The sequence below is a fragment of the Pseudomonas sp. 2822-15 genome (assembly GCF_002742515.1).
In the GTDB taxonomy this organism is placed as follows: Bacteria; Pseudomonadota; Gammaproteobacteria; order Pseudomonadales; family Pseudomonadaceae; genus Aquipseudomonas; species Aquipseudomonas salomonii.
The window spans coordinates 230,536-247,574 of record NZ_LJRY01000183.1 but is presented as its reverse complement, the minus strand read 5'-3'; the positions used below and the strand labels follow the sequence as shown (position 1 = coordinate 247,574).

Genomic DNA, 17,039 nt, shown 5'->3' with positions numbered 1-17,039 from the left:
CGCAAATTGCCGGAGCCGAACATGAAAGACTGGCTGGACGAGATCAAGTGGGACAGTGACGGCCTGGTGCCGGCCATTGCCCAGGACTACAAGACCGGGCGCGTATTGATGATGGCCTGGATGAACCGCGAGGCCTTGAGCCTCACCGCCACTGAGCAGCGCGCCATTTACTGGTCACGTTCGCGTGGCAAACTGTGGCGCAAGGGCGAAGAGTCCGGGCACGTGCAGACCCTGCACGAGATGCGCATCGACTGTGACGCCGACGTGGTGATCCTGAAGGTCGAGCAGATCGGTGATATCGCCTGCCATACCGGCCGTCACAGCTGCTTCTATCGCGTGTTCGAGAACGGCGAGTGGAAGGTTGTGGAACCGGTGCTCAAAGACCCGCACGCCATTTACTCCGCAGGACACTGAACATGAGCGATACCCTCAACCGTGTGGCCCAGGTGCTGGAAGACCGCAAAGGCGCGGACGCCGACAGCTCCTATGTCGCCAGCCTCTACCACAAGGGATTGAACAAGATTCTGGAAAAACTTGGCGAAGAGTCCATCGAGACGATTATTGCCGCCAAAGATGCGCAAATCAGCGGTGATTACAGCGATGTAATCTACGAGACCGCAGACTTGTGGTTCCATAGCCTGGTCATGCTCGCCCAACTGGGGCAGCACCCACAGGCCGTGTTGGATGAACTGGACCGTCGCTTCGGCCTGTCCGGGCACGCCGAAAAGGCCTCGCGCCCGTCCGCCTGAATAACTTTTACAGAGGAATTGCAGCATGGGCATTTTTGACTGGAAACACTGGATCGTCATTCTGGTGGTCGTGGTACTGGTGTTCGGCACCAAGAAACTCAAGAACCTGGGCACTGACGTGGGCGAGTCGATCAAGGGCTTTCGTAAAGCCATGAACGACGATGAAAAGCCGGCCGACCCGATGGCCAACCCAGTGCCGCCGGCGCAGCCCGTTCACCCGCAGGCCACCCAGCCGATCACCGAGCGTCGTACCTTCGACGTGCAGGCTGAGAAAGTCCAAGAGCCGACCCGCAAAGACTCGTGAGCACTGACTAATGTTTGGTATCAGCTTCTCTGAACTGCTGCTCGTCGGCCTCGTGGCCTTGCTGGTACTGGGGCCGGAACGCCTGCCCGGTGCCGCACGCACGGCCGGCCTGTGGATCGGGCGCCTGAAACGCAGTTTCAACGCCATCAAACAGGAAGTTGAACGGGAAATCGGCGCCGACGAGATCCGCCGCCAGCTGCACAACGAACATATCCTGTCGCTGGAGCAGGAGGCGCGCAAGATTCTGTCGCCGGTGCAGGAACCCGCCAAACCGGCCGAACCTGTGCCCGAAAACAGCATTGCTCCGGCCGCCGCAGTACCGCCAACCGCGCCCGCCCCGACTGAGCCAGCGCCGACGCCCGTGGCGTCGCCCGCTCCCCATGACCCTACATTGCCGCCGCGAGCCCCATGAGCGCTGATAAACCGGAAAACGACCAGCACATGCCGCTGGTCTCGCACCTCACCGAGCTGCGGACCCGCCTGCTGCGTTGCGTAGCGGCCATTTTCATCATCTTTGCCGGGCTGTTCGCCTTTACCCAGCAGATCTACACCTTCGTCTCCACGCCCTTGCGCCAGTACCTGCCGGCCGGCGCGACGATGATCGCCACCGACGTGTCGTCGCCGTTTTTGACGCCGTTGAAGCTGACCATGATGGTCTCGCTGTTCCTGGCGATCCCGGTGATCCTGCACCAGATCTGGGGCTTTATTGCGCCGGGCCTGTACAAGCATGAGAAGCGCATTGCGGTGCCGTTGCTGGTGTCGAGCATCCTGCTGTTCTACACCGGCATGGCCTTCGCGTATTTCCTGGTGTTCCCGCTGATCTTCAAGTTCTTCGCCGCCGCCACCCCGGCCGGCGTGGAAATGATGACCGACATCACCAGCTACCTCGACTTCGTGATGACGCTGTTCTTCGCCTTTGGCGTGGCCTTCGAAATTCCGGTGGCCGTGGTGCTGCTGGTGTGGATCGGCGTGGTCGACGTCAAATACCTGAAAAAGGTACGCCCGTACGTGATCATCGGCTGCTTCGTGGTGGGCATGATCCTTACGCCGCCGGACATTTTCTCGCAGACCCTGCTGGCCGTGCCGATGTGGATGCTGTTCGAGATCGGCATCCTGTTCGGCAGCCTGATCAGCAAGCGTGGCGATCACCCGGATGACCAACCCGCCGACGACGACCAGCCGCCAGCGACGCAACCGTGAACCTGCTGTTGCTTGAGGAGGCCGACTTTATCGCGGCCGATCGGGTGATCCTGCGTGATCGGCGCCTGGTGCATATGCAGGAAGTCCACCGCGCGGTGGTGGGCGACAACCTGCGGGTCGGCCGTATTGGCGGGCTGATGGGCAATGCGCAACTGCTGCGCCTGCAAACCGGTGAAGCCGAGCTGCAAGTGAGCTTCGACCAGCCGCCACCGACCAAACTGCCGCTGACCCTGCTGCTGGCCCTGCCGCGTCCGAAGATGCTGCGCCGGGTGCTGCAAACCGTGGCGGCGATGGGCGTGCCCAAGGTGGTACTGGTCAACAGTTACCGAGTGGAAAAGAGCTTCTGGCAAACCCCGTTCCTGGAGCCTGAGGCGGTTCGCGAGCAGTTGATCCTCGGCCTGGAACAGGCGCGCGATACCGTGCTGCCCGAGATCATTATCGAAAAACGCTTCAAGCCGTTCGTCGAAGACCGCCTGCCGGCCATGACCGAAGGGACTCTGGGCCTGATCGGCCATCCCGGCGATTACCCGGCGTGCCCACGCGGGCTGGATGAGCCGGTGACCCTGGCCATTGGCCCCGAAGGCGGCTGGATTCCCTATGAAGTGGAGCTGTTGGCCAAGGCCGGCTTGCAACCGGTGCAACTGGGTACACGCATCCTGCGCGTAGAAACCGCCGTGACCGCCCTGCTCGCTCGGTTGTTCTGACACGACCTACAGACCCCGATCATTCCCATGCTCCGCGTGGGAATGCCGCCAGGGACGCTCTGCGTCCGCTCTTGGGACGCGGAGCGTCCCGGGATGCATTCCCACGCAGAGCGTGGGAACGATCAACACCTACAGAATTTTCCTGCGCTGCCGATAGCCTCTGAATAAGTCCAAGCCTTGTTCCAAAGGAGATCGCAGTATGTATCGTTGGTTAGCCGAAAAACTGGGGAATGTGAGCGTCAATCGCAAGCTGAGCATAGGCTTTGGCTTGGTGTTGATCCTGACGCTGGTGACCACCTTCACCGGTTGGACCGGCTTGGGCGACGTGACCAGTCGCGGCGACAAGCTGGGCTTTATCTCCAGCCTCAACGGCCTGACCAAAGACCTGCGCCTGGCGCGCCTGGACTTTGAAATGCGCCGGGGCGAACAAGGCACCGACGCCGTCAACAGCCTGCTGAAGCAACTGGACGATGGCCTCAACACCGCCGAAACGCTGATCGAGCAACCCGACGACAAAGCCCTGGTCGAGCAACAGCAGCAAGCCCTGGGCCAATACAAAAAAGCCTTTGGCACTATGGTCCTGGCCGGCCTCAAGCGTGAGGGCGCACGCAGCAAGCTCGGTGACACCGCCGACAACGCCGTGGCCAAGATCAACGAAATCGAAGCGACTCTGCTGCAAGGCGACAGCGTCACGCAGTTCAACAGCGTGGTCGACCTGAGCAAGCTGATCCAGCAGTCGCGCTTCCAGGTGCGCGGTTATACCTACAGCGGCAAGACCGAAGCCGAGCAACCAGCCCTGGATGCCATCGACAATGCCCTGAAGAAAATCACCGACCTGCAAGACAAGCTGCCTGAGCAATACCAGGCCAACCTGCAAGAGGCCGGCGTGTCCCTGCAAGCCTACCGCGCCGCCGTCAGCCAGTACCGCGACTCTCAGGTGGCCAGCGCCGCCGCGCTGAAAATCATGACCGCCCAGGGCGATATCCTGCTGGGGCACAGCGAAAAACTCACCACCTCCCAGACCGCCGTGCGCGATGCCGATGCCGCCCACGCTAAACAGCTGTTGCTGCTGGCCACCGTGCTGGCGCTGATCTTCGGCATTTTCGCCGCCTGGGCCATCACCCGCCAGATCGTGATCCCGCTCAACCAGACCCTCCAAGTCGCCGAGCGCGTGGCCTCGGGCGATCTGAGCCATAACCTCAACTCCGCCCGCCAGGACGAGCTGGGCCAGTTGCAACGCGCCATGCAAAGCATGACCGTCGGCCTGCGCGAGTTGATCGGCGGTATCAGCGACGGCGTCACCCAGATTGCCAGCGCTGCCGAACAACTGTCGGCCGTGACCGAACAGACCAGCGCCGGGGTTAACAGCCAAAAGGTCGAAACCGACCAAGTGGCCACCGCCATGAACGAAATGGCCGCCACCGTGCAGGAAGTGGCGCGCAACGCCGAAGAAGCCTCCGAAGCTGCCGTGGCGGCGGACCAACAGGCCCGTGAAGGCGACAAGGTGGTGGGTGAAGCCATCGCGCAGATTGAGCGCCTGGCCACTGAGGTGGGTAATTCCACGGTGGCCATGGGCGACCTGAAGCGCGAAAGCGACAAGATCGGCAGCGTGCTCGATGTGATCAAGTCTGTCGCCCAGCAAACCAACCTGCTGGCGCTGAACGCGGCAATTGAAGCGGCGCGAGCCGGTGAGGCCGGTCGCGGCTTTGCGGTGGTGGCCGATGAGGTGCGCAGCCTGGCCCAGCGCACGCAGAAGTCCACCGAGGAGATCGAAGAACTGATCGTCGGCCTGCAAAACGGCACCCAGCAGGTGGCGGCCATCATGGACAACAGCCGTGGCCTCACCGACAGCAGCGTCGAACTGACCCGCCGCGCCGGCAACGCGCTGAGCAATATCACGCGTACGGTCTCGACTATCCAGGCGATGAACTCGCAGATTGCCACTGCTGCCGAGCAACAGAGCGCTGTGGCCGAGGAGATCAATCGCAGCGTGTTGAATGTGCGCGACGTGTCTGAACAGACCTCCTCGGCCAGCGAGGAAACTGCCGCCTCGAGTGCCGAACTGGCACGCTTGGGGATCTACTTGCAGTCTCTGGTCGGGCGCTTCCGCATCTGACCCGCACCTACGCGGCGGCCGGATCAAGGCCGCCGCAACTTATGAAATTTCCTACGTAGTTATCAGCCCGCCACGACCTCGAATCGATTTAGCGTTTCAGCTGTTGCGAAATGCTTTCCCAGATTTGGAGGTTCACCATGTTTCCTCGGCTGACCCGTTTGCTGGTCAACGCCAGCATCCGTCTCAAACTCGCACTGGGTTTCGGCCAAGTGTTGATCTTAAGCATCCTGATCGCCGCGACCGGCTGGCAGGCCTTGAAAGACGTGCTTTATCGCTCAAACAGCCTGACGACCCTTGGGCAACTGGCCCTTGACGCCGAGGCCATGCGCGCCGACAGGATCGTGTACCGCACCCTGACAGACGCCAGCAGCCTGGCCAAAATGCACGCGCAGACTGAAAAGATCGACCAGCGACTGGCCGACCTTTCAAGCCGCCTCAACGACCCGGCCGACGTGCAGCGACTGCAGGAAGCGACACGTTTGGTGACGAGCTTCAAGACAGCGCTGGCGGACTTGCCCGCATTGATCGAGCAACGCGAGCGCATCCGCCCGGACCTCAAGAAAACCGCGCTGCAGGCCAGCGACAGCCTCGCCCAGTTCGCCAGCGATTTGCCCAACCAGGAAGACGAAAAAGCCTTGGACGCCATCGAAAACCTGCGTCAGGCCATGGAGCAGGCCGAAGATCGCGCTCAGAGCCCGGCCTGGGCCGCGGAGTCGCTGCAAGCCTATGCCGAGGCACTTATTCAGGCACTCGACGCCCTGAATGTGGCACAAGCGGCGGTAACCGCACTGCCCGTCGACGCGGCGCTGCTTAAAGCCGACCTGGCCAACTATCGCGAACAATTGACCAAGCTCAAGGAAGCACAGCTCAACACCGAGACCCTGCAAAACCGCTTTGAACAGCAGCTCAATGATTTGCGTGAGCAAAGCCGTCAACTGAGCGTGGATCAGAACACCAAGCGTGACAGCGAAGCCGAGCAGACCCACACACGGCTGCTGAGCGTTACCGTGGCGGCCTTGCTGCTCGGTGCACTCGCCGCCTGGTGGATCGCTCGGCAAGTTGTCGTGCCTCTGCGCGCAATCCTTACGGCCGCCCACCGTATTGCTGACGGCGACCTGAGCCGGGACATTGAAGAGGACCGTCGCGACGAGCTGGGCCAGTTGCAGCAGAGCATCGGGCAAATGACCCGCAACTTGCGCAACCTGATCAGCGGTATCGGCGACAGCACCCGGCAGATCGCCAGTGCCGCAACGCAGTTATCCGCCGTCACCGAACAGACTCGCGCCGGGGTCAACGACCAGAAGGAGGAAACCGATCAGGTGGCCACCGCAATGAATGAAATGCTCGCCACTGCCCAGGAGGTCGCCCGGCACGCCGAGCAGGCGTCCGTGGCGGCCAATGAAGCGGACCAGGAGGCTGGCGCCGGCGAAAAAGTGGTGACCCAGGCGATGGAGCAAATCGGCCACTTGGCCCATGAGATGGCGCGCTCGAGCCAGGCGATGATTGCGCTGCAACACGAAAGCCAGAAAATCGGCAGCGTGCTCGACGTGATCAAGTCAGTGTCCCAGCAAACCAACTTGCTGGCCCTGAACGCAGCCATTGAAGCGGCGCGCGCGGGCAGTGCCGGCCAGGGTTTTGCGGTAGTCGCCGACGAAGTGCGCAGCCTGGCCCAGCGCACCCAGGAATCTGCCGAAGAAATCGAAGGCTTGATCCTCGGCCTGAATACCGGCACCCAGCAGGTCGCAGACATCATGGACAGCAGCCGTAGCCTGACCGACAACAGCGTCGGCCTGACCCGCGATGCGGGCGATGCCCTGGCCGCGATTGCGCGCACCGTGTCGATCATCCAGGAAATGAACCCGCAGATTGCCGCTGCTGCCGAGCAGCAAAGCGCAGTGGCGGAAGAGATCAATCGCAGTGTGTTGAAGGTGCGGGATGTCACCGAACGAACCGCTGCGGCCAGTGAGGAAACAGCCGCGGCGAGCGCTCAGTTGACCCGGTTGAGCCTGGATTTGCAGACGTTGGTGGGTAAATTCAGGCTTTGAGGCGTCACTAACGTCGGGACGCGGAGCGTCCCAGGAGGCTTTCCCACGCGGAGCGTGGGAACGATCATTAGAGGACCTGGCGCAGGAAGGCTTGGGCGCGCGGGTCTTTCGGTGCATCGAAGAACTCGGCCGGGGCCGCATCTTCGAGCAATTTGCCGTGGTCGAAGAACAGCACGCGGTCTGCCACTTCACGGGCAAAGCCCATCTCGTGAGTGACGCAGACCATCGTCATGCCTTCCAGGGCCAGGGTCTTCATCACGTCCAGCACTTCGCCGACCATTTCCGGGTCCAGCGCCGAGGTGGGCTCATCAAACAGCATCACCTTGGGCTCCATGGCCAACGCGCGGGCAATGGCTACCCGCTGTTGCTGGCCACCGGACAGGCGCGACGGGAACTCGTTGGCCTTCTGCGCAATACCGACCTTTTCCAGCAGCGCCAAGGCCTTGGCTTCACGCTCTTGCTTGCCACGCTTGCGCACGACTTTTTGCGCCAGGCACAGGTTTTCCAGCACTGTCATGTGCGGGAACAAATTGAAGTGCTGGAACACCATGCCGACTTCACGGCGGTAGGCATTCACGTCGGTTTTCGGGTCGGCCAGTTGCAGGCCGTCGATGCTCACCGAGCCCGAGTCGAATTCTTCCAGGCCGTTAAGGCAGCGCAGGAACGTGGACTTGCCCGAACCTGACGGGCCAATCACCACCAGCACTTCGCCCTTGGCGACTTGGGTGGTGACGTGGTCCACGGCGCGCACTACCTGGCCACGGGTGTCGAAGACTTTTACCAGATCGCGGACTTCAATCACTTTGCGCGAGCCTCCGCTCAAGCCGGCTGGCCATTTTCGACAGCGGCAGGTTGATCAGCAGGTACAGGCCTGCCACACAGAACAGGATTTCAAAGGGCGAGAACGAGGTGGTGATCACTTCACGGCCGCTTTTAAGCAGCTCGGTAATCGCGATCACCGAGACCAGCGAGGTGTCTTTCACCAGGCTGATAAATTGTCCGGCCAATGGCGGCAGTACGCGCTTGAATGCCTGCGGCAACACCACGTGGCGCATCGACTGGCTGGCGCTCAACCCCAGGGAGCGGGCGGCTTCGTTCTGGCCACGGGTGATGGACTGCACGCCGGCGCGCACGATTTCCGCCACGTAAGCGCCGGTGAACAGCGACAGCGCGGCAATCCCGGCAAATTCGCGGGACAAGTTGAGTACCGTGCCGATGAAGAAGTAGAAAATGAAGATCTGCACCAATAGCGGCGTACCGCGCACCAGTTCGACGTAGATCGTCGACAGATCGCGCAAGGTCGGGTTGCTCGACAGACGGCATAAGCCGGTTGCCAGACCCATCGCCAAACCCAGGATTCCGGAGACCACCGACAACCACAAGGTGGTCCACAAGCCCCACATCAACGGGCCCAGCGCCCAATGCCGAGTGACGCCGATAACATCGCCTTCGGCCACATCGTCGCCACGTGACACTTGCAGGCTGTTGTCGGCCACGGTCAGCTTTTGCTCGGCGCCTGCGTCGTTGCGCAAGGTGACTTCGGCGACGTCGCCTTTGCGCACCAGCTCAATGACGGTGGAGATGTCGGCGGCGCGCTGGGACGTTTCGGCCTGATAGGCGAAGTACTGCGGCACGCGGTTCCAGCGCCACTCGTAGGACATCAACGAGGTGGCGTAGTACAACGCGCCGGCCAGGCCGACCAGCACGACCACGGTCAGCAGGTGCCAGGGCCATTGGGCTTTTTTCTGTTTCATTTCAGTTTCCGAAGATGTATCGCCTGGCATGAGATCGTTCCCACGCTCTGCGTGGGAATGCCTCACTGGGCGCTCTGCGTCCGCTTTGTGACGCGCAGCGTCACGGGCTGCATTCCCACGCAGAGCGTGGGAACGATCGACTCGGTGTCAGCGCTTATTCCATGTCCTTGAGCCACTCGGAGCTCTTGAACCACTTGTCATGGATGCGATCGTAGGTGCCGTCGTTGCGGATCTGGTGCAGGAAGTTGTTGATGTAGTTGAGGCTGTCGAAATCGCCCTTTTTCAGGCCGAACGCCAGTGGCTCGAAGGTGAAGGGTTCTTCCAGGAACACCAGCTTGCCATTACCGACTTTCTTCTCGGCAACCACGTTGTACGGCGCGTCATACACAAAGGCATCGGCCTTGCCGTTGACCACGTCCAGCACGCCTTCCTGTTCGTTGTCATAGCCGTGGTACTTGGCTTTGGAGATCAGCTTCCTGGCAACCATCTCGCCGGTGGTGCCGAGCTTGGAGGTCAGGCGGTATTTCTCGTCGTTCAAATCTTTGTAGGACTTGATGGTGCCTTCCAGGTCTTTACGAATCAGCAGGGTCTGGCCGACCACAATGAAGGGTTCGCTGAAGTTCAGGCGCAGATTGCGCTCCTGGGTCAGGGTCATGCCGCTGCCGATCATGTCGAACTTGCCGGTCAGGAAGGCCGGGATAATGCCGTCGTAGCCGGTGGATACCAGTTCCAGCTTGACGCCCATGGACTTGGCCATGGCCTTGAGGATGTCGACTTCAAAACCGATGATTTCACCGCGCTTGTCGGTCATTTCGAACGGCATGTAGGTCGGGTCCATGCCGACTTTCAGCGTGCCGCGCTTGACCGCATCGTCGATGGCGCCCGCATGCGCCGCAGTGGCCGCGACCAGCGCAGTGACGCCGAGCATCAGCATCGAAAGATACTTTTTCATCATCAAGTCCCCTGAAAGATTCTTATAACGCCGGCGCGCAAAAGGGCTGCACCAATTCGGGGTGCGATCCTAACCCACTCGTTGCCCGTCACAAAGGTTTCACGGGTAAATGTTATCGGCGTATGTCGGAAAAGCCCCACAACGGTGCAGCACAGCGCAGGCACTAGACACATCAGCACAACGGCGCGGCAATTGATTGATGTGTAAGCAGTTATGACGTTCAGTCGATCTCCGCCATCCAGTCGGTTTCCTTGAACCACTTGTCGTGCAGCCGATCGTAGGTGCCATCCTGGGCAATTTGATTGAGGAAGTGGTTGATCCAATTGAGGCTGTCGTAGTCGCCTTTTTTGAGGCCAAACGCCAAGGGCTCAAAGGTAAATGGCTGCTCAAGGGCGAAGAGCCGATGGTTTTCCGGCCTGGTCATCGCGATCAGGTTGTAGGGCGCGTCATGGACAAAGGCGTCGGCCTTGCCCTCCACCACATGGCGCACACCCTCTTCGGGCGTTGCGAAGCTGCTCAGGTGCGCGGCGCCCAGAAACCGCTGCGCAGCCGCTTCGCCGGTGGTGCCTTCAGTCGCAGCGATGCGGTAACCCGCCTCGTCGAGGTCTTCGATGCTGGCAATCTTGCCGGCAAGGCTGGGGTTCAGCAGTACGGTCTGGCCGACCACGATAAAGGAGTCGCTGAAATTCAGCTTGAGGTTGCGCTCCTGCGTCACCGTCATGCCGCTGCCGATCAGGTCGAACTTCTTCGCCATCAGCCCCGGCAGCAACTCGGTATAAGGCACGGCGACCAGTTCAAGCTCGACGCCCAAGGCGCGGCTCATCGCCTGCAGCAAGTCGACCTCAAAACCAACGATACGGCCCTGCTTGTCCTTCATTTCAAAGGGCACATAGGTGGGCGTGGTGCCGACTTTAAGCACACCGCGTCGAACCGCCTCATCGAGGGCACCGGCACTCAACCAGCCTGCGTAAATCAATGCGATGACGCCGCTCAGCACCGCCGAACAATACCTTTTGATCATGAAACCCCCTGCGACCTAGTCAATTTGGGGGGCGATGCTACCCCAGCGACAGGCACGGCAATACGCTTCGAACAAAGGTCTTTTGTTTCGAAATAACAAGGGGTTAGCGGTATTAGGAGGATATTCTGAACGCTGTAGGAACAGCGCATCTAACGCCCCCGAGGTGAGCCCTCGGGGGCGTCGGAATCAGGCCGGTTGGGCCTGGGACGACAGCGGTTGCAGCGGCAGCAATGGCGCGTGCGGATCAGCCTTGACCGAAGCACGCCAGGCACCGAGCCACTCGGCATGACCTTCACTCCACACCTGCTGATGCAGGCGAGCCAAGGCTACCGGGTCACTCAGCAATGCCAGGCGTTCGCCGTTGTTGAGGCCGGCGGGGCCGACTTTCATCGCGTGGCGCACACGTTCCTGACGCAAGTGTTCGATCGGCTCCGCCTCACGGTGACGCGAGGTCGCCAGGGCGCAGGCCAGGGCGTTTTGCTGCGGGTCGACCACCGAACGCACAAACCCGTCATTGAGGGCGTGCCAACGGTTTTCGTGGGTGTATTGCTCGGTCGACAGCAAGGCTTGCGGCGGGTTGTATTCCTCTGGGATCAGGAACAGGCTCTCGTCGCGAGACTTGAGGCCCAGCTTGACCCGGCTGGAGATCACCGACACCGGAATCGACAGCATCAGCGAGCCGACGATCGGAATCAGCCACCACAGGAAGCTTGGGTTCAACCACACCACCAACAACGCCCACAGAAAGCCCAGCAGGGTCTGCGGGCCGTGACGCTTGACCGCCTCGCTCCATGGCGTGGAGTCGTCGTCACGCTGCGGCGAGTTCCAGGTCGCCGCCCAGCCCAGGAACGCGGCGAGCACGAAACGGGTGTGGAAGATCATGCGCACCGGCGCCAGCAGCATGGAGAACAGCATCTCCAGCAGCATCGACAAGGTCACCTTGAACTTGCCACCGAACTCTTTCGCGCCCTTGGCCCAGATCAGGATAATGCTGAGCAATTTAGGCAGGAACAGCAGCACGATGGTGGTGGAGAACAGCGCCACCGCCTTGTCCGGGTGCCATTGGGGCCACAGCGGGTACAACTGGCGTGGTGCCATGAAGTACTGCGGCTCCATCAAGGTGTTCACTGCCAGCAATGCCGTCGACAGCACCAGGAAGAAGAACCACAACGGCGCCGACAGGTAGGACATCACGCCGGTCAGGAACACCGCACGGTGCACCGGGTGCATGCCTTTGACCAGGAACAGGCGGAAGTTCATCAGGTTACCGTGGCACCAGCGACGGTCACGCTTGAGCTCATCCAGCAGGTTCGGCGGCAGTTCTTCGTAGCTGCCCGGCAGGTCGTAGGCAATCCACACGCCCCAGCCGGCACGGCGCATCAGCGCCGCTTCAACGAAGTCGTGGGAGAGGATCGCACCGGCAAACGCACCTTTACCCGGCAACGGCGCCAGGGCGCAGTGCTCGATAAACGGCTTCATACGAATGATGGCGTTGTGACCCCAATAGTGGGACTCACCCAGCTGCCAGAAGTGCAGACCAGCGGTAAACAGAGGGCCGTAGACGCGGGTGGCGAACTGCTGCATGCGCGCATACAGAGTGTCCATGCCCGACGCACGCGGCGCGGTCTGGATAATCCCGGCATCCGGCGTGGCTTCCATCAAGCGCACCAGGCTGGTCAGGCATTCGCCGCTCATCACGCTGTCGGCGTCGAGCACCACCATGTACTTGTATTCACCGCCCCAACGACGGCAGAAGTCGTCGAGGTTGCCGCTCTTGCGCTTTACGCGACGGCGACGGCGGCGATAGAAGATCTTGCCGAAACCACCGGCTTCGCGGCACACATCAAGCCAGGCTTGCTGTTCGGCGATGCAGATATCGGCTTCGTTACTGTCGCTGAGCACGAAGAAATCGAAACGATCCAGGTCGCCCGTGGCGGCCACCGATTCGAAAGTAGCGCGCAGGCCGGCAAAGACCCGGGGCACGTCTTCGTTGCAGATCGGCATCACCAGCGCGGTGCGGGCGTCCTTCGGAATCGGCTCGTCACCGGCACTTTTACCGGAGATCCGGTATTTATCGTGGCCAGTCAGCAACTCCAGGAAGCCCATCAGCGCGGTCCAGAAGCCGGCCGAAACCCAGCAGAACAGAATCCCGAACATGATCAGAATGCTGGTTTGCAAGGCGTAAGGCAGTACCTGGGTAGCGGTTTGCAGCAGGGTCTGGTTGCGGATTTCGTCGAAGTCGACCAGCGACCAGCCCTGGTACGGCATGATGCCTTTCATGTACCAGCCGGCAACAATGGTCTGGCCGAGCATCAGCACCAGCAGGATATAGCGACGGATCGAACCCACGGTACGCCAGCGTGCTGCAGGCAATACGCGCTCATCCTTCGGCGGCGCCGGAGGGTTGGTGCGACCGGTCATCCGGCGCCAACCACGCACCAGGATATTGGTACGCCATGGCTCCGGCACCACTTTGGTCCGACGGATCGGCGGCGTGGCCTTCAGGCAAACCCGGCCGTTGGCGTCAAGCGCCAGCATCTCGGCGTCTTGCAGCTCTTCGGCGGTATTGAGCGTCAACCGGCGGCCGACCGAGGCTTGGGCAGCCTCGGTGGGTGCGTCGAACGTCTTTGAAGACAGACGTTCGTGCAGCTCGCTGAAGGAAGTGCAGCCCGCCAGTTCGGCGCGCTGCTCTGCGGTCATCGGGAGGTGCGCCAGGTACTCGGACAGGGTCTCTGGCGTGGCTTGAGAATTACTCATCGGCAGGCAACTGATAGCTCCAGGTTTCGGTCAGGACGTGTTCGGTCTTTTCCGGCTCCGGATTGGCGGGGGCAGCCTCTGGCTGCTTGGCGTCCTTGTCTTTCGCTTCCTTGGCGTCTTTCCTGGCCTGTTTTTCGTGTTGCTTGGCCAGCAATTTGTCGGCCTTGAGCACCTGGGTCGAGACCTTCTCAGGCTCAGCTTTCACGATGTCTTCGACCAGCGCGGCACGCATTTCGGTGGGCTTGCCTGCGTCCTTGATCTTCATGCGCAGGGTCAGGCGCCAGCCTTTGGTGTGCTCGTTGTAGCGCACGCTGTTTTCAACGATTTCGGCGTTGTCACCCACGCTCACCTGGCTGCGCACTGGCGCATCCGGCGGCAGGTTCTTCAGGGACGGGCCCTCGAAGTCCACCAGGTAGGCCACACTGCCGTCAGGCTGGCGAATCAGGTTGGATTGCTTCACGTCACCGGTGGAACGCAAGGTCTGCTTGACCCAGGCGCTGTCGGCCGGGTGCAGGTCTTTCTCGTCCATGGTCCAGTGCAGGCGATAGCTGACATCCAGCGGCTCGCCGACTTTCGGCAGCTCGGCCGGGCTCCAGAACGCAACGATGTTGTCGTTGGTTTCGTCGGCGGTCGGAATCTCTACCAGGTCGACAGAACCCTTGCCCCAATCGCCTTCAGGCTCGATCCAGGCGCTTGGGCGCTTGTCGTAGTTGTCGTCCAGGTCTTCGTAGTGGCTGAAGTCGCGGCCACGTTGCAGCAGGCCGAAACCACGCGGGTTCTCGACGGCGAAGTTGCTGACCGACAGGTGTTTAGGGTTGTTCAGTGGGCGCCAGATCCACTCGCCATTGCCGGCATGGATCGACAGGCCGCTGGAATCGTGCAGCTCACGGCGGTAGTTAAGCACCTTGGACGGCTGGTTCGCGCCGAACAGGTACATGCTGGTAAGCGGGGCGATGCCCAGCTTGCTGACCTTGTCACGCAGGAACATCTGGGATTTGACGTCGACAATGGTGTCGGTGCCAGGACGCAGGGTCAGGCGATAGGCGCCGGTGGCACGCGGTGAGTCCAGCAGGGCGAAGATCACCAGCTGTTTCTCGCCCGGTTTAGGGCGCTCGATCCAGAACTCGGTGAAACGCGGGAACTCTTCACCGGACGGCAATGCCGTGTCAATCGCCATGCCACGGGCCGACAGGCCATAGGACTGGCCCTTGCCGACGACGCGGAAGTAGCTGGCCCCGAGCATGGTCATGATTTCGTCTTGCTTGTCGGCCTTGTTGATCGGGTACAGCACACGGAAGCCGGCGTAACCCAGCTGTTCGGTGGCTTTAGGATCAAATTTCACGTCGCCGAAATCGAAACGACTTGGGTCGTACTTGATTTCCTGGACGCTGTCGGCGGTCACTTCGTTGATTTTCACCGGCGTGTCGAAGTGCATGCCCTGGTGATAGAAGGACAGCTTGAACGGCGTGTTCTGATCGGCCCACTCAGCTTTTTCGTTGCGGAAACGAATCTTCTGGTAGTCGGCGAATTTCATTTCGCGAAATTCGTTAGGCAGATTGCTGCGCGGAGCTTCGTATTTCTGCCCAGCCAGCTCTTTTGCCTTGGCCGACACATCATCCAGACTGAATGCCCACAGTTGACCCGCGCCGAACAGGCAAAACAGGGCAGAGCCCGTTACCAGTGCGTTTCGTAACCGCTTAGCAGACAATTTTGGTGCATTACAGGGACTAACAATCACGAGCAACCCTCGCCGAAAACAGATCAAAAAACCAACGGCCAGCTATCTATATGCCAGGTTGGCGAGCATTGTTCCGACTCCCCTGGGGCAAAATGATTCCCCAATGGTTTGTCGGACAAGTCTCTACCTAAGTCAAAAATGGACCAATTTACGCTGATCCCCATAGCGCGCGATTATCTAGTAGCCCGCGATACAACGCATCAGGGACAACGAAGTATTTGTAGTGAAACCCTACGTTTTTAGGCATTAAAGTCGTTTTTAATACATTCATGTCTGTAAGAGGAATGTCACAGGGCCATCATTGACCAAGTGCACCTGCATATCAGCGCCAAAACGCCCTGACGCCACCTTGCCATGCAATTGTTGCGCTTGTAACAACAAGTGCTCAAAAAGCGCCGCTCCCAGGGCCGGCGGGGCCGCAGTGGAGAAGCTGGGCCGCAACCCGCTTTTGGTATCCGCCGCGAGGGTGAACTGCGACACCAGCAGCAAACCGCCGCCGATATCCTTCAACGACAAGTTCATCTTGCCCTCGTCGTCGCTGAACACCCGATAGTTAAGCAGCTTGTGCAGCAGTTTGTCGGCGCTCTCGGGCGTATCTGAAGGTTCGACGGCCACCAGCACCAGCAAACCCTGGTCAATAGAGCCTACGACTTCGCCCTCAACCTCAACCCGGGCGCCACGCACCCGTTGCAACAGGCCCTTCATGCTTCTTCTGGCGGCAGATCAAGCAGGCGCCGTGCCATCTCGCCGGTCGCGCGCACCAATGCATCGGTGATGCCGGGCTCGGACGCGGCATGCCCGGCCTCGCGAATCACCTGCAATTCACTGTTGGGCCAGGCCTGATGCAGCTCCCAGGCGTTATCCAGCGGGCAGATCATATCGTAGCGGCCATGGATGATGACGCCAGGCAGATGGGCGATCTTGTGCATATCGCGAATCAGCTGGTTGGGCTCCAGGAAGGAGTTGTTAGTAAAGTAGTGGCACTCGATACGCGCAATCGACAGCGCGCGCTGCGGCTCGGAAAAACGCTCGACATGCTGCGGGCTCGGGCACAGACCGAGCATGCGCCCTTCCCAGCCGGACCAGGCTTTGGCGGCGTGCATCTGGGCGATCTGGTCGTTGCCGGTGAGGCGCTTGTGGTAGGCGGCAACCATGTCGTGGCGCTCGTCCGCCGGGATCGGGGCAAGGTAGTCCTGCCAGTAATCCGGGAACATGCGGCTGGCGCCCTCCTGGTAGAACCAGTGAATATCCTGCGGGCGGGCCAGGAAAATCCCGCGCAGGATCAGGCCATGCACGCGCTCGGGGTGGGTTTGTGCGTAGGACAGCGACAGGGTCGAGCCCCAGGAGCCGCCAAACAGCACCCATTTGTCGATGCCCAGGTGCTCGCGGATGCGCTCAAGGTCAGCGACCAGATCCCAGGTGGTGTTGTTCTCCAAACTCGCGCGGGGTGTGGAACGCCCGCAGCCACGCTGGTCGAAGGTCACGATGCGGTACAGGTTCGGGTCAAAATAGCAGCGGCTCTGGGCATCGCAACCGGAGCCGGGGCCACCGTGGATGAAGACGACAGGCAAGCCTTCGGGGGAGCCACTCTCATCGACGTACAGCGTGTGGGTGTCATCGACGGCCAGATCGTGCCGGGCGTAGGGTTTGATCTGCGGGTACCAAGTCTGCATTGCGCGCTCCATAGGGTGTCGGGTTC

General features: G+C 60.9%; 15 protein-coding genes and 2 pseudogenes. 9 read left to right on the top strand and 8 right to left on the bottom strand.

The features are described 5' to 3' along the window. The first annotated feature begins 21 nt into the window (after positions 1 to 21). The 9 genes and pseudogenes from hisI (at position 22) to AOA59_RS13225 (ending at position 7,118) form a co-directional block, all read left to right on the top strand. A complete protein-coding gene (gene hisI / locus AOA59_RS13260) occupies positions 22 to 414 on the top strand; it encodes a phosphoribosyl-AMP cyclohydrolase (RefSeq protein ID WP_012721796.1) in 393 nt (130 codons plus the stop codon). Between the two features lie 2 nt (positions 415 to 416). Continuing rightward, entirely contained in the window at positions 417 to 749 is a 333-nt protein-coding gene (locus AOA59_RS13255) for a phosphoribosyl-ATP diphosphatase (protein ID WP_017138590.1), read from the top strand. Positions 750 to 774: 25 nt separating this feature from the next. After that, the gene (locus AOA59_RS13250) at positions 775 to 1,053 is read left to right on the top strand and encodes a twin-arginine translocase TatA/TatE family subunit (protein ID WP_056860633.1); all 279 of its coding nucleotides are present in this window, start codon (positions 775 to 777) and stop codon (positions 1,051 to 1,053) included. A gap of 10 nt (positions 1,054 to 1,063) precedes the next feature. Continuing rightward, positions 1,064 to 1,465: a Sec-independent protein translocase protein TatB gene (gene tatB, locus AOA59_RS13245; RefSeq protein ID WP_099487770.1), complete on the top strand. Its 402-nt coding sequence runs from the start codon at positions 1,064 to 1,066 to the stop codon at positions 1,463 to 1,465. Next, the gene (gene tatC / locus AOA59_RS13240; protein WP_056860635.1) at positions 1,462 to 2,253 is read left to right on the top strand and encodes a twin-arginine translocase subunit TatC; all 792 of its coding nucleotides are present in this window, start codon (positions 1,462 to 1,464) and stop codon (positions 2,251 to 2,253) included. The genes tatB and tatC overlap by 4 nt, the downstream gene beginning before the upstream one ends. After that, entirely contained in the window at positions 2,250 to 2,957 is a 708-nt protein-coding gene (locus tag AOA59_RS13235; protein WP_099487768.1) for a 16S rRNA (uracil(1498)-N(3))-methyltransferase, read from the top strand. Before tatC ends, AOA59_RS13235 begins: the two co-directional genes overlap by 4 nt. A gap of 199 nt (positions 2,958 to 3,156) precedes the next feature. Continuing rightward, a pseudogene (locus AOA59_RS33515) lies at positions 3,157 to 4,215 on the top strand (methyl-accepting chemotaxis protein); the annotation flags it as partial. Next, positions 4,201 to 5,073, top strand: a complete 873-nt coding sequence (locus tag AOA59_RS33510) for a methyl-accepting chemotaxis protein (protein WP_371919069.1) — start codon at positions 4,201 to 4,203, stop codon at positions 5,071 to 5,073. The pseudogene AOA59_RS33515 and the gene AOA59_RS33510, both read left to right, overlap by 15 nt. A 137-nt stretch (positions 5,074 to 5,210) precedes the next feature. Continuing rightward, entirely contained in the window at positions 5,211 to 7,118 is a 1,908-nt protein-coding gene (locus AOA59_RS13225) for a methyl-accepting chemotaxis protein (RefSeq protein ID WP_099487764.1), read from the top strand. 67 nt (positions 7,119 to 7,185) lie between these two features. On the opposite strand, the gene AOA59_RS13220 is transcribed toward AOA59_RS13225, so the two are convergent. The 8 genes and pseudogenes from AOA59_RS13220 to pip form a co-directional block, all read right to left on the bottom strand. After that, positions 7,186 to 7,920, bottom strand: a complete 735-nt coding sequence (locus AOA59_RS13220) for an amino acid ABC transporter ATP-binding protein (protein WP_017138597.1) — start codon at positions 7,918 to 7,920, stop codon at positions 7,186 to 7,188. Beyond that, complete coding sequence (locus AOA59_RS13215; RefSeq protein ID WP_099487762.1) at positions 7,913 to 8,872, bottom strand: amino acid ABC transporter permease; 960 nt, start codon at positions 8,870 to 8,872, stop codon at positions 7,913 to 7,915. The genes AOA59_RS13220 and AOA59_RS13215 overlap by 8 nt, the downstream gene beginning before the upstream one ends. A 154-nt stretch (positions 8,873 to 9,026) precedes the next feature. Further along, a complete protein-coding gene (locus AOA59_RS13210) occupies positions 9,027 to 9,824 on the bottom strand; it encodes a transporter substrate-binding domain-containing protein (protein ID WP_065930922.1) in 798 nt (265 codons plus the stop codon). A 220-nt stretch (positions 9,825 to 10,044) separates the two neighbouring features. Further along, the gene (locus tag AOA59_RS13205; protein ID WP_099487760.1) at positions 10,045 to 10,845 is read right to left on the bottom strand and encodes a transporter substrate-binding domain-containing protein; all 801 of its coding nucleotides are present in this window, start codon (positions 10,843 to 10,845) and stop codon (positions 10,045 to 10,047) included. Between the two features lie 112 nt (positions 10,846 to 10,957). Then, a pseudogene (gene mdoH / locus AOA59_RS13200) lies at positions 10,958 to 13,602 on the bottom strand (glucans biosynthesis glucosyltransferase MdoH). After that, entirely contained in the window at positions 13,595 to 15,283 is a 1,689-nt protein-coding gene (locus AOA59_RS13195) for a glucan biosynthesis protein G (RefSeq protein ID WP_170875855.1), read from the bottom strand. The pseudogene mdoH and the gene AOA59_RS13195 overlap by 8 nt, the downstream one beginning before the upstream one ends. 324 nt (positions 15,284 to 15,607) lie before the next feature. Continuing rightward, complete coding sequence (dtd, locus tag AOA59_RS13190) at positions 15,608 to 16,045, bottom strand: D-aminoacyl-tRNA deacylase (protein WP_065930779.1); 438 nt, start codon at positions 16,043 to 16,045, stop codon at positions 15,608 to 15,610. Continuing rightward, on the bottom strand, positions 16,042 to 17,013 hold the full coding sequence (gene pip / locus AOA59_RS13185) for a prolyl aminopeptidase (RefSeq protein ID WP_056860643.1): 972 nt from the start codon (positions 17,011 to 17,013) through the stop codon (positions 16,042 to 16,044). The genes dtd and pip overlap by 4 nt, the downstream gene beginning before the upstream one ends. Positions 17,014 to 17,039: the final 26 nt, after the last annotated feature.

Excerpts from the sequence above, each read along its gene's own strand:
- tatB (WP_099487770.1), top strand. The coding sequence starts at position 1,064 with ATGTTTGGTATCAGCTTCTCTGAACTGCTGCTCGTCGGCCTCGTGGCC.
- pip (WP_056860643.1), bottom strand. The coding sequence starts at position 17,013 with ATGCAGACTTGGTACCCGCAGATCAAACCCTACGCCCGGCACGATCTG.
- AOA59_RS13205 (WP_099487760.1), bottom strand. The coding sequence starts at position 10,845 with ATGATCAAAAGGTATTGTTCGGCGGTGCTGAGCGGCGTCATCGCATTG.
- tatC (WP_056860635.1), top strand. The coding sequence starts at position 1,462 with ATGAGCGCTGATAAACCGGAAAACGACCAGCACATGCCGCTGGTCTCG.
- AOA59_RS13210 (WP_065930922.1), bottom strand. The coding sequence starts at position 9,824 with ATGAAAAAGTATCTTTCGATGCTGATGCTCGGCGTCACTGCGCTGGTC.
- hisI (WP_012721796.1), top strand. The coding sequence starts at position 22 with ATGAAAGACTGGCTGGACGAGATCAAGTGGGACAGTGACGGCCTGGTG.
- AOA59_RS13225 (WP_099487764.1), top strand. The coding sequence starts at position 5,211 with ATGTTTCCTCGGCTGACCCGTTTGCTGGTCAACGCCAGCATCCGTCTC.
- AOA59_RS13250 (WP_056860633.1), top strand. The coding sequence starts at position 775 with ATGGGCATTTTTGACTGGAAACACTGGATCGTCATTCTGGTGGTCGTG.
- AOA59_RS33510 (WP_371919069.1), top strand. The coding sequence starts at position 4,201 with ATGCAAAGCATGACCGTCGGCCTGCGCGAGTTGATCGGCGGTATCAGC.
- AOA59_RS13215 (WP_099487762.1), bottom strand. The coding sequence starts at position 8,872 with ATGAAACAGAAAAAAGCCCAATGGCCCTGGCACCTGCTGACCGTGGTC.
- dtd (WP_065930779.1), bottom strand. The coding sequence starts at position 16,045 with ATGAAGGGCCTGTTGCAACGGGTGCGTGGCGCCCGGGTTGAGGTTGAG.
- AOA59_RS13255 (WP_017138590.1), top strand. The coding sequence starts at position 417 with ATGAGCGATACCCTCAACCGTGTGGCCCAGGTGCTGGAAGACCGCAAA.